At 63.2% G+C, this 11,693-nt stretch carries 12 protein-coding genes; 5 read left to right on the top strand and 7 right to left on the bottom strand.

The genetic code is table 11. The features are described 5' to 3' along the window. Positions 1–52 precede the first annotated feature (52 nt). Complete coding sequence (locus AC0GUR_RS03840) at positions 53–550, top strand: Spy/CpxP family protein refolding chaperone (protein WP_472876144.1); 498 nt, start codon at positions 53–55, stop codon at positions 548–550. Positions 551–647: 97 nt separating this feature from the next. On the opposite strand, the gene AC0GUR_RS03835 is transcribed toward AC0GUR_RS03840, so the two are convergent. After that, positions 648–1,763 carry an aldo/keto reductase gene (locus AC0GUR_RS03835; RefSeq protein WP_472876143.1) on the bottom strand — a complete coding sequence of 372 codons (1,116 nt, stop codon included), beginning with the start codon at positions 1,761–1,763 and terminating at the stop codon, positions 648–650. A gap of 109 nt (positions 1,764–1,872) precedes the next feature. On the opposite strand from AC0GUR_RS03835, the gene AC0GUR_RS03830 reads away from it, so the two are divergent. Next, on the top strand, positions 1,873–2,805 hold the full coding sequence (locus AC0GUR_RS03830) for a LysR family transcriptional regulator (protein ID WP_472876142.1): 933 nt from the start codon (positions 1,873–1,875) through the stop codon (positions 2,803–2,805). Positions 2,806–2,940: 135 nt separating this feature from the next. Here AC0GUR_RS03830 and AC0GUR_RS03825 read toward each other — a convergent pair whose 3' ends face one another. Next, positions 2,941–3,111 carry a hypothetical protein gene (locus tag AC0GUR_RS03825; protein ID WP_472876141.1) on the bottom strand — a complete coding sequence of 57 codons (171 nt, stop codon included), beginning with the start codon at positions 3,109–3,111 and terminating at the stop codon, positions 2,941–2,943. Positions 3,112–3,224: 113 nt separating this feature from the next. Further along, on the bottom strand, positions 3,225–4,592 hold the full coding sequence (locus AC0GUR_RS03820; RefSeq protein WP_472876140.1) for a formimidoylglutamate deiminase: 1,368 nt from the start codon (positions 4,590–4,592) through the stop codon (positions 3,225–3,227). A 101-nt stretch (positions 4,593–4,693) separates the two neighbouring features. On the opposite strand from AC0GUR_RS03820, the gene AC0GUR_RS03815 reads away from it, so the two are divergent. Genes AC0GUR_RS03815 through hutI form a run of 3 tightly spaced genes read left to right on the top strand, consistent with a single transcriptional unit; the run spans position 4,694 to position 8,999 of the window. After that, positions 4,694–6,268, top strand: a complete 1,575-nt coding sequence (locus AC0GUR_RS03815; RefSeq protein WP_472876139.1) for a GNAT family N-acetyltransferase — start codon at positions 4,694–4,696, stop codon at positions 6,266–6,268. Between the two features lie 41 nt (positions 6,269–6,309). Continuing rightward, positions 6,310–7,767: a chloride channel protein gene (locus AC0GUR_RS03810; RefSeq protein ID WP_472876285.1), complete on the top strand. Its 1,458-nt coding sequence runs from the start codon at positions 6,310–6,312 to the stop codon at positions 7,765–7,767. Continuing rightward, positions 7,764–8,999, top strand: coding sequence for an imidazolonepropionase (gene hutI / locus AC0GUR_RS03805; protein WP_472876138.1), 1,236 nt, complete (start codon positions 7,764–7,766; stop codon positions 8,997–8,999). The genes AC0GUR_RS03810 and hutI overlap by 4 nt, the downstream gene beginning before the upstream one ends. Before the next feature lie 37 nt (positions 9,000–9,036). Here hutI and AC0GUR_RS03800 read toward each other — a convergent pair whose 3' ends face one another. From AC0GUR_RS03800 to AC0GUR_RS03785, 4 genes are all read right to left on the bottom strand, one after another. Next, positions 9,037–9,765, bottom strand: coding sequence for a hypothetical protein (locus tag AC0GUR_RS03800; protein WP_472876137.1), 729 nt, complete (start codon positions 9,763–9,765; stop codon positions 9,037–9,039). A gap of 135 nt (positions 9,766–9,900) precedes the next feature. Further along, positions 9,901–10,062 (bottom strand): 30S ribosomal protein THX, encoded by a 162-nt coding sequence (locus AC0GUR_RS03795; protein ID WP_201316151.1) that lies wholly within the window; start codon positions 10,060–10,062, stop codon positions 9,901–9,903. A gap of 71 nt (positions 10,063–10,133) precedes the next feature. Then, a complete protein-coding gene (locus AC0GUR_RS03790) occupies positions 10,134–11,105 on the bottom strand; it encodes a cation diffusion facilitator family transporter (protein WP_472876136.1) in 972 nt (323 codons plus the stop codon). Between the two features lie 61 nt (positions 11,106–11,166). Continuing rightward, entirely contained in the window at positions 11,167–11,592 is a 426-nt protein-coding gene (locus AC0GUR_RS03785; protein ID WP_472876135.1) for a MerC domain-containing protein, read from the bottom strand. Positions 11,593–11,693: the final 101 nt, after the last annotated feature.

The following is an 11,693-nucleotide window of genomic DNA, read 5'->3' as shown; positions in this document are numbered from 1 at the left end:
TCACCCCCGTGGTCGCCCTGCAAGTTCAATTCAACGACAAAGGTACTTCCCCATGCGCAAGAAAGTTGCTCTCGCCCTGGCACTGGCCTCTGCTGTCGCCCTCGCCCCGTTCGCCATCGCCTCCGCGCAGGACGGCGGCTGGCAGGGTCACGGCCATGGCCACGGCCACGGCGGCGCGTTTGCCATGTACAGCAAGCTGAACCTGACCGACGCACAGAAGGCCAACATCAAGCAGATCGTGCAGAACGCCTTCGCACAGACCAAGACCCAGCGCCAGACGCTGCGCCAGCAGCGCGAAGCCTTCGAGCAGATGGCCCCGAACGCTTCGGGCTACCAGACCGCGGCGGCCGCCCTGGCCCAGGCTGAAGGCGCCGCCGCGCAGGCTCGTGTGCAGCAGCGTGCGGCCATCAACGCGCAGATCTATGCGCTGTTGACCCCGGCGCAGCAGTCGCAGCTGGCCTCGCTCAAGGCGGAGCGTCTTGCCCGCCAGCAGCAGTGGCAGCAGTACAAGGCCACGCACCCGGTGTCGGGTTCGTCCACGGCCCAGTAATTGGAACGGCGTAACAACGACAAAAGGCGCACTTGATGCGCCAAATAAACTTCGGCGCCAGCCTGCATGCTGGCGCCGATTTTTTTTGGTGATTGGATCAGTCTGCCGCGAGGGCACCCGCTGCCTGCGCCGGCACATACACCGGCGGTGCATAGCTGGCCGGCTTGCTACCCACGCTGACGCCACCGTGCAGGCGGGACTGCTGCACGTCGCCAAAGAACCAGTACGGGAAGGTGGCTTCCAGCGCGCTGACCGCATTCAGCCGTGCGCGCAACTCAGCGGGAATCTCAAACGACAACGCCGACAGGTTGTCATCCAGCTGAGCCAGCTTGGTCGCACCCACGATGACGGAAGCGATGCCGGGCTGCGTGGCCACCCAGTTGAGCGCCACCTGCGCCATCGGCTTGCTGAGTTTCCTGGCGACGTCTTCCAGCGTCGCGACAATCGCCCAGTTGCGTTCGGTGAAGCGATCGAAGCCAGGCACACCGGAGACCTTGGCCAGCCGTCCCTCGCCCGCTCCGCCTGCCTCGCTGGGTTTGTACTTGCCCGACAACAGGCCCATGCCCATCGGGCTCCATGCGGTGATGCCCATACCCAACTCGCCCGCCATCGGCACGAATTCGTGTTCGATGTGGCGTTCGATCAGCGAGTACTCCAGCTGCATGTTGACCAGCGGCGTCAGCGCGTGCGCTTCAGCGTAAGTCTGGGCGCGTGAGGCGTACCAAGCCGGCACGTCGGACAAACCGGCGTAACGGATCTTGCCGGCGCGCACCAGGTCGTCGAGCGTGCGCACCACTTCTTCGGCGGGCGTCAGGCGATCCCAGGTGTGTAGCAGGTAGAGATCGATGTAGTCCGTACGCAGTCGGCACAGCGAACCCTCGACGGCGCGCAGGATGTTCTTGCGGCCATTGCCGCCTGCGTTGGGGTTGCCCGGCTGGGCGTTGTAGCTGAACTTGGTCGACACCACCACGCGATCGCGGGTGCCGGTTTCCGCGATGAAACGGCCCAGCAGCTCCTCGCTCGCGCCTTCGGTATACAGGTCAGCGGTATCGATGAAATTGCCACCCGCCGCCAGATAGCGGTCGAACATGGCGCGAGCCGTCTCCTCGGCGGCGCCCCAGCCCCAGCTTTCCCCGAAGGTCATGGTGCCCAGGGCGAGGCGGGTTACGCGCAGACCGGAACGACCGAGGGTGTAGTAAGCGTCAAGCGACATGGCGAACTCCCTTTGCTGATGGGTGTGAGGGGGACCCATGCAGTCTGCACCTTGCCATTACCCGGAAAAACCCGGATCTTGTGCATGCTTTATTAAGAAAAACTAATTAATGGCTACCGACCACGCCATCGCCTTGCGTGCTTTCCGGCTGATCGCCCATCACGGGAGCTTTACCCGTGCCGCGATGGAGATGGAGGTCACCCCTTCGGCCCTGAGCCAGACCCTGCGCCAGCTGGAAAACCACGTAGGCGTACGGTTGCTGCATCGGACCACCCGCCGGGTCGGCCTCACCGAAGCCGGCCAGGCGTTTCTGGAACGCATAGCCCCCGCGCTCAGCGAAATCGACGACGCCATCGACACTCTGCGCCAGCATGGCGACCGGCCGGCCGGCACGCTACGCATCGCCGTACCGCAATTGGTGCTGGACCATTTGATCGCGCCCATCATGGCGCCCTTCATGCGCGCGTGGCCCGAGCTAAAACTGGATATCCAGGTGGAGAACCGGCTGACGGACCTCATCGCCGAGGGTTTCGACGCTGGCATCCGCCTGGGCGAACGACTCGCTCGCGACATGGTGGCGATACCGCTGGGCGGCCCTCAGCGTGCCGTAGTGGTGGGCTCCCCTGCGTACTTCGCTACGCATGGGCGGCCACAGCATCCGCGCGATCTGGCATCGCACCACTGCGTGCGCTTTCGCTTCAGCAGCCACGCCATCTACCGATGGGAGTTCGCCCACCCCGCCGGGCCTTCGAAAGGGCAATGGTTCGAGATCGATGTGAATGGACCGATCACCACCAACGAACCTGCCGTAGCCATCCGTGCCGCACTCGACGGCCTGGCCCTGACACACATGATGCGGCCTTCAGTGCACGCCGCCGTTGCTAAAGGCCAACTGGAAACCGTGCTCGACGACTGGCTGCCGCCATTCGACGGTTTCTATCTCTACTATCCCAGCCGCATGCAGGTGCCGCCGAAGTTGCGTGTTTTCATCGAGCACGTGCGAAAGCACATCGAGACGACGCGCTCGGTGTATCCCCTGTAGAGGTCCTCATCACTCGTCATCCCCGCGAAGGCGGGGATCCAGTGCCTTTGCGTTTAACGCCTGGAAGGCCCTGGATCCCCGCCTTCGCGGGAATGACGAGCAAAAGCAGGGTTAGCGGGACTCCCTACTGTCACATTACGCGCGCCAGTGTCCCGAGACATACACGCCAGCCGGCGCCCAATAGCCAGGCACCCACACCCGCGCGACGTAGTGCGGCCGTGGCGCAACAACCACGCATCCGGTGAGCGAAAGGCTCGCGGTGACCATGACCGCGAGACCAAGACCGATCAGCATGAGTCGACGCATAACGCTCTCCTTGGTGAGGGTGTTTGCATCGGAAAACGCCTAGGCCATGCGCGAGATGACGCCAGCACGCGAATGCCGATGGCTGCCGTTCATGCTGACTTGAAGCTTGCGCGTCAGTGCCGCGCCAGTCGCTCCATGACGGTTCGATAACGGGCGGCAATGCGATCTTCATCGTGGTGGGCAAAGCCGCGGACCACCCACTGCCCACCCACCATCACGTCGCGCACCAGCGGCACGTTGCCGGCAAACAGGAAGCTGTCGATCAGCGAGCTTTCGTCGCGTGCAGCAAGCAACGGCGCACGCTCATCCAGCACCAGCAAATCGCCGCGTGCGCCGACACGCAGTTCGCCAATCGGCATACCGGATGCCAACGCGCCGCCGCGAAGCGCCGCAGGCCACAGCGTTTCACCCACGCTGTCACCTTGATGACGCGCGGCAATATTGCGATGACGCGTCGACAGGCGCTGTCCGTATTCGAGCCAGCGCAGTTCTTCCACCGGCGATACCGAAATATGCGAATCCGAACCAATGCCCAGCGTGCCGTGCGCATCCAGGTAATCGGCAAGCGGGAACAAGCCGTCGCCGAGGTTCGCTTCGGTGGTCGGGCACAAACCGGCGACAGCACCGCTGCGCGCCAGCATCGAGGTTTCATGCGCGCTCAAATGCGTGGCATGCACCAGCGTCCAACGCGCATTGACCTCAGCATGCTCGAACAGCCATTCAACCGGTCGCGCACCGCGCGTGGCCAGGCAATCCTGCACTTCACCAATCTGCTCGGCGATATGGATGTGAACCGGGCAATCGCGACTCGCATCGTCGGCAAGCACGAGGCGCATCGCTTCCGGCGGCACCGCGCGCAGCGAGTGCAGCGCGATGCCGACGCGCAGCTTGTCGTTCTCGTGCGCACGCAGCGATTCAAGCAGGCGCAGATACGTAGGCACGTCATGACCGAAACGGCATTGACGCGGAGCCAGCGGTCGACCATCGAAGCCACCGGTCATGTAGAGCACGGGCAGCAGCGTGAGATTGATGCCAGTTTCACGTGCCGCCTCGATCAGCGCCAGCGACATCGCTTCGGGTTGTGCATACGGTTTGCCGTCCGGCTGGTGATGCAGATAGTGGAACTCGCACACATGCGTGTAGCCACTCTTGAGCATCTCCATGTAGAGCTGCGCGGCAATCGCCTGCAATTCTTCCGGACCGACCGTGGCAGCGAACGCATACATGGTTTCACGCCAGGTCCAGAAGCTGTCGTCGCTCTTGCCCTTGCGCTCGGCCAACCCCGCCATGGCGCGCTGGAAGGCGTGCGAGTGCAGGTTCGGCATGCCCGGCAGCACCCAGTGCCCCAGCCGCTCCCCCTCGCCCGAGGTCAGCCCGGCCACCTGCCCACGATCATCCATCTGCACGCCAGCGTCACGCGTCCAGCCATGCGGCGTCCACAGGCGATCGGCGGTGTAACGGGTCGGGATAACGGCGGCCATGGCTGGCTCCTTGGGGACGAAGGCGGAGTGTAACCTCTCCATACACCCCTTCGTTTACAGGCCGTTTATGGCCTCTCCGCTTGCTGCGGCATAATGTGTCGATGGCCAAGAAAAACCAGGAACACACCCCGAAACTGCTGGTGCGCCAGGCCAAGCCGGCCGATGTGCCCGCACTGGTCGAACTCACGGGGCGCGTCTATACGCCCGAGTGGGGACATTCGGCCGAAATGCTGCGTTCCCAGCAGACCCACTTCCCCGAAGGCCAGTTTGTGGTCGAGTACGAAGGGAAGATCGTGGGTTACTGCGCCACCTTCCGCATCGACGAGGCGACGGCACTGGCGCCGCATACCTGGATGCAGATCACCGGCGGCGGCATGGGTTCGCGCCATCGCCGCGACGGCAATTGGCTGTATGGCATGGAAGTGGTGGTACACCCCGATTACCGCAACATGCGCATCGGCCAGCGGCTGTATCAGGCGCGCAAGCGCGTGTGCACCGATCTCAAGTTGCGCGGCATCGTGTTCGGCGGACGCATACCCGGCCTTGCACGCAGTATTCACCGCTACGGCAGCGCTGACGCTTATGTTCAGGCCGTGGTGGAAGGTCGGCGCCGCGATCCCACGCTGAGCTTCCAGCTGAGCAACGATTTCGAAGTCATCGGCCTGCTGCGCGGTTACGTGCCTTCGGACTATGACTCGCTGGGTTATGCAGCGCATCTGGTGTGGCGCAATCCGCAGCTGCTCAACCAGCCGGATATTCCTTCGATTCCCTCCACCCAGCGCCTGCCGGATCTGGTGCGTGTGGCAACGGTGCAGTACCAGCAGCGCCGCATCCGCTCGTTCGACGAGTTCGCCACTCAGGTCGAGTACTTCACCGATATCGCGGCCGACTACAACGCGGACTTCGTGACGTTCCCCGAACTGATCACGCTGCAACTGCTGTCGATCGAAAACGAGGAATTGTCACCGGTCGATTCGATTCGCAAGCTCAGTCAGTACACGCCGCAGGTGAAGGAGCTCTTCAGCCGTCTGGCGGTGCACTACAACATCAACATCATCGGCGGCTCCCACCCCACCGAGCAGGCGAATGGCGACATTCACAACGTCTGCTACGTCTGCCTGCGCGATGGCTCCATCCATGAGCAGGAAAAGATTCACCCCACGCCAAGCGAACGCACGGTGTGGAATGTCAGCGGCGGCGACACCGCGGCCACTATCCAGACCGACTGCGGCCCCATCGGCGTGATGATCTGCTACGACTCGGAGTTTCCCGAAGTCGCACGTCACCTCACTGACCAGGGCGCGCTTATTCTGTTTGTGCCGTTCTGCACCGACGTGCGCGAGGGTTACCTGCGCGTACGCTACTGCTCGCAAGCTCGCGCCATCGAAAACCAGTGCTACGTGGTGCTGTCGGGCAACGTGGGCAACCTGCCCGGCGTGAACAACTTCGACATCCAGTACGGCCAGAGCTGCATTCTTACGCCGAGCGATTTCCCGTTTGCGCGTGACGGCATTGCGGCGGATTCCACGCCCAATATCGAAACCGTGCTGTTTGCCGACCTGCACCTGGAAAGCCTGGCCCGCGCACGTAACGCCGGCGCGGTACAAAATCTCAAGGACCGTCGTTTCGATCTCTACGAAACGCGCTGGACCCGCAAGTCGGAGAAGCAACCGTGAGCGACAGCGGCGACGACGCCCGCCCCAAGGCACCGGGGCGCATGCAGCGTCTGACCGACTCCGAGTTGTTTTCACCCGTGGAATGGCGGCGACGCGTGTTGTTCTGGAGCGGTGCCGTGCTGGTGGGTCTGGCGGCGGTGGGCTTTGCACAAGCTGCCGACTGGGCTTATGGGGTGTTTCGTGGCGTGGTCTCGCACAACCGCTACTGGCCGTTCCTGATCACGCCACTGACGTTTGCGGTGCTGGCCTGGCTTACCCAGGGTGTGCTCAAGCCCACGCGTGGCTCGGGCATTCCTCAAGCCATCGCCGCACTGAAGGTGGAAGACGAGGACTTTCGCAGGGGCCTGCTGTCGCTACGCGTGGCCATCGGCAAGATGGCATTGACGCTTGCGGCCCTGCTGGGTGGCGCGTCGGTCGGGCGCGAAGGCCCCACAGTGCATGTGGGCGCGGGCCTGCTCTATTCACTCGGCCGACGCTTCGGCTTTGCCGAGCCCGCCGCAGCCGGTCGCTTCATTCTGGCCGGCTCCGCTGCGGGTCTCGCGGCTGCGTTCAATACGCCGCTGGCGGGCGTGGTGTTCGCCATCGAGGAAATGAGCGGCGCATTCGAACACCGCATGAGTGGCACGTTGCTCACCGCTGTGATCATTGCCGGTGTGGTGTCGCTGGGCATTCTGGGCAACTACTCGTACTTCGGTCACTTCGATATCGGCCTGCCACTCGGCAAGGCATGGTGGGCTGTGCTGGCCACGGGCATCACCTGCGGTTTGGCCGGCGGCGTGTTCGCACGCCTGATCCAACCGAGTGACCATGGATTCCGCGGCCTGGTCGGTCGCCTGCGTACACGCCAGCCCGTTGTGTTTGCAGCCGCCTGCGGTCTCGCCTTGGTGCTGCTGAGCCAACTCACCCCTTCCGGCATTTACGGCACGGGTTACGCGCAGGCCAAGGATATTCTCGACAATCACGCAGATACGGCAATGAACTTCGGCGCGCTGAAGTTCTTGGGCAATATCGCGTCGTACTGGGCAGGGATTCCCGGCGGCATTTTTTCGCCAGCGCTGGCGGTGGGTGCGGGCCTGGGCCATAACCTGAGCATGATGCTGCCCAACGTCGACCCTTCGGCCGTGGCGTTGCTGGGTATGGCCGCTTATCTCTCAGGCGTGACACAAGCGCCACTGACGGCCACCGTGATTTCCATGGAGCTCACGGCCAATCAACAGATGGTGCTACCCATCATGGCCACCTGCCTGATTGCGCGTGCTGCCTCGTCGCTGTTCTCGCACAAACCCGTGTATCGCGCTCTGGCCGACAAACTCATCGAAAGTTACGAGCACGAACTGGCACGCCGGGCCACCGAGGAAAGCGACGATGTCGACGCGACTGATCACCCCGTCGATGCGATGCACGATCACCCGGTGATGGTGGAAGAACCCTCCACACCGGTACCGCCGCGACACGATCGCCACGACGACACACCACCACACGACCGCCCTACGCCATGACGACTCACTGGGACCACCTGCTACTCGACGCAACGCTTGCAACCTTTGCGGGCGACGCTCCCTACGGACTGATTGCCCATGGCGCCATAGCGCTGCGTGAGGGCCGCATCGCCTGGGTCGGACGTCGAGAGGATCTCCCCGGCGATGCAGTAAAACTGGCAACGCGCGTCGAGCATCTCAATGGCGCACTGGTGACACCGGGACTGATCGACTGCCACACGCATCTGGTGTTCGGCGGCAATCGCGCGCATGAGTTCGACATGCGCCTCAACGGCGCAAGCTATGAAGAGATTGCCCGTGCGGGCGGCGGCATTGTTTCCACGGTCAAAGCCACACGTGAAGCCAGTGAGGATGAACTGTTCGCACAGGCACTGCCGCGCGCGCACGCATTGTTGGCCGATGGTGTGACCACACTGGAGATCAAGTCCGGCTACGGTCTGGATCTCGAAACCGAGCGACGCATGCTGCGCGTCGCGCGTCGCCTGGGCAAGGCACTGGGCGTCACCGTGCGCACCACGTTCCTGGGGCTGCATGCGCTGCCGCCGGAATATCGTGAAGATCGCGACACCTATGTGGCGCGGGTTTGCGACGAGATGTTGCCTACGCTTGCAGCGGAAGGCCTGGTCGATGCCGTCGATGCCTTCTGCGAAACGATTGGATTTACGCCCGCGGAGACGCGCCGTGTCTTCGATCGCGCCACCCTGCTTGGCCTGCCTGTGAAATTGCATGCCGAACAGTTGTCTGATCTGGATGGCGCAGCCATGGTGGCCAGTTATCGCGGCCTTTCCGCCGATCACCTGGAGTACCTGAGCGACAGCGGCATTCGCGCGATGGCCAACGCTGGCACGGTGGCGGTACTGCTGCCCGGTGCGTTTTATGCGCTGCGCGAAACCAAGCTTCCGCCCATTCAGAGCTTGCGCGCGCACGGCGTGGCGATGGCTGTGGCGACTGACTGCAACCCAGGTACCTCCCCCCTGCTCTCACTGCGCCTCGCCGCCGGCATGGCGTGCACGCTGTTCCGCCTGACGCCGGAAGAGGCATTGCGCGGCGTGACCGCGCATGCGGCACGAGCACTCGGCTTCACCGATCGCGGAACGCTGACGGTGGGCCAGCGCGCCGATCTTGCCGTGTGGAACCTGCGCGACCCCGCCGAGCTTTGTTATTGGATTGGCGGCAGTCATGCGCTGCGCAACGTTTACCTTGGCGGCGAGCTGGTATCGCCTGAGGCATGAAGCCGTCCCGGCCTTGGCCGGAACGGCCTGAGCATGCTTAACGCTTGGCGGCAGGTGTCAGCTCGTTGAGCACGTTGCCGTCGGCATCAAGAAACTTGAGGCTGGAGCTGCCATCGGCGGCTACGCCCATGACCAGGCGTGCGTGGCCCTGCGCATCGCGTAGGCTGATCTTGGCCACGCCATCGTCGCCGCGTGCGACGGTAATGCGGGTAGCGCCGTAATAACCATCCTTCGCGCGCTGTTCCAGTAGTGCATTGCGCTGTTCCTCCGACATGGCCTTGAGCTTGTCGGACTCTTGAAAGTCCAGTTCTTGCGAACGGTCCTGGCGATCGCTGACGATCAAGCCGGCCATGTGACCACTGTTGTCGTGCGCGCCCAGCAGCTGCACCAGCTGGTCCTGCTCGTACTTATCAAAGGTGAGGCTGCCGCCACTGTCGACGAGCTTGCCGTCCTTGTCCTTGTGGCCACTGAAAACCAGGCCACCGTTCTCGGTGCCTTCGTCGTTGTAGAAGATCATGCCGGCTTGCGGCCGCGGGTGTGCGTATTCCTTGCCTTTGTAAATCGCGCCAGGAAAATTCGCCTTGTCGGAAATCACCATGCGCAAGGTGCCGTCCGGCTCCACCAGGTTGATGCGCTGAACATCCAGCTGATCCAGCTGCAACTTTTTGGGCTTGACCACGAAGCCGCTCAGCACGGTGACCGCGAATGCCGCCGTGAGCACGCCGGCGTAGATCACCAGAAAACGCTGCCCGAACTGTCCTTTCATCCGCCTCTCCTTAGGTTGCGTAGCAGGCCATTGGAGCATTCGTCCGAGCGGACTTTCAGTGCCAGCTGTCATATCGACGGCCGCACATAACAAAACCCCCGCATAAGCGGGGGTTTTGTGCGAAGCGATGACGGCTTAGGCCGACTTCTTCTTCGGAGCGGCCTTCTTGGCGGCGGCCGGCTTGGTCACGGTCGCCTTGGCACCGGCCACGGCCGGCTGCAACGAGTGCGCGCGGCTGTTGCCATAGCTGCCACGGTAGGTCTTGCCACGACGGGTCTTGCGATCGCCCTTGCCCATGGGGGAACTCCTTGATTCGTTAGGGTGAACACGGCCGACCATCGTATCAGCGACCGTACAAAGCGCAATAGTCAGCGCGGACCGTGCCCTGCGCAGCCCCGCGTATGGTCGGGACAGGGCTCGGAGTCGATCTGCACGGTGACATGCTGAATGCCGAAGCGTTCCGCCAGCAGGCGATTGATGGCGACAATAGCCGCCGAGCTGCTCTTGTCGTCGTACAGCTCAGCGTGCAGTGTCGCCATGCGTGAGCCGGAGGCCAGCTGCCACACGTGCAGGTGGTGAACATCGCGGATCGAGGTATCGGCATGCCGCAGCGCCTCGGCCACCTCGCCGGTATTCATGCCTTCCGGCACGCCTTCCAGCAGGATATGCGCCGAGCGGCGCAGCAGACGCCACGCGCTGTTCAGAATCAGCAGCGACACCAGCAACGAAAGCACCGGGTCGGCCCAATTCCAGCCCTGCCAGCGCACCAGCAATGCGGCCACCACGGCAGCCACTGAACCCAACAGGTCGCCCAGCACATGCAAGGTAGCACCGGCGAGATTCACGTCATCGTGTGCGTGGCCGTGCAGGGTGCGTAGCACCAGCAGGTTGACCAGCAGGCCCACCACCGCCACCACCAGCATCATGCCGGACAGGATATGGGTGGGCTCGAACAAGCGCAGGATCGCCTCATAGGCGATGAAGCCCACCAGTGCGAACTGGGTCAATGCATTGACGAAGCCAGCCAGCACTTCCAGGCGGCCATAACCGTAACTGCGGCGCGCATCGGCAGGACGTCGGGCAAACCAAGCGCCCACTACTGCGAGCAGCAGCGCCAGCGAGTCGATCAGCATGTGACCGGCATCTGCCACGAGCGCCAACGAACCGGACCAGAAGCCACCCACCGCCTCCACCACCATCATCAGCGTGGTGAGCACGAAAGCGAAAATCAGCTTGCGCTCACGCCCGCTGATCTGACCGTGGTCGTGATCGTGGCTGTGCGCATGACCATGATGGGCATGGTCGTGATGATGGTGGGTATGCGCGTGAGTCGTGTTCATAGCGCAAATGCTAGGAACCGCATGCCCCGTTACACAATCACGGCGGCTCATGCCGGCCGTTTCAGTGGACACACTGAGGCCCGTGCACGTGCAGTGCGCGATGCGTGCGCAGGTTGACGAAATGCGCAGTGGCGACCAGCAAACCACCACATGTCACTAGCGCACTGTGCAACGCGATCGAGTAGCTTTCCGCAAAGGTGACGCCCACGATCAGCAAGACAAGGCCCGGCATGGCCAGCAACAGCGGCAGCGGGCGATGGTGATGGCGATAGCCGCTGATCAGGCTGATCAGAGCCAGCGTGCAGGCGAACATCACGAAACCGCGCTCGAACGCGTGGTCGGCGAGAAAACCCAGGCCCAGCAGCGGCAACAGCGCGAAAACGAACGGCAGCGCTGCGCAGTGGATGGCGCAAAGGAACGACGCGGTCGCGCCTAACCGGTCGGCCAAGGACCACCAACGGCTCTTGTTCTCTTGTCGGGCTTCCATCGGATCCGGGGCGGAGCGCTTCGCAAGTCGGGCCAGGGGTGGCCCGGAGACCCACATGTTACATTATAACGTCACGGACGCAAACCCACCCGTTCAGGGCC

Source organism: Dyella sp. PARNA 12/25 (assembly GCF_055702865.1).
This window is presented reverse-complemented; position numbering and strand designations above follow the sequence as displayed.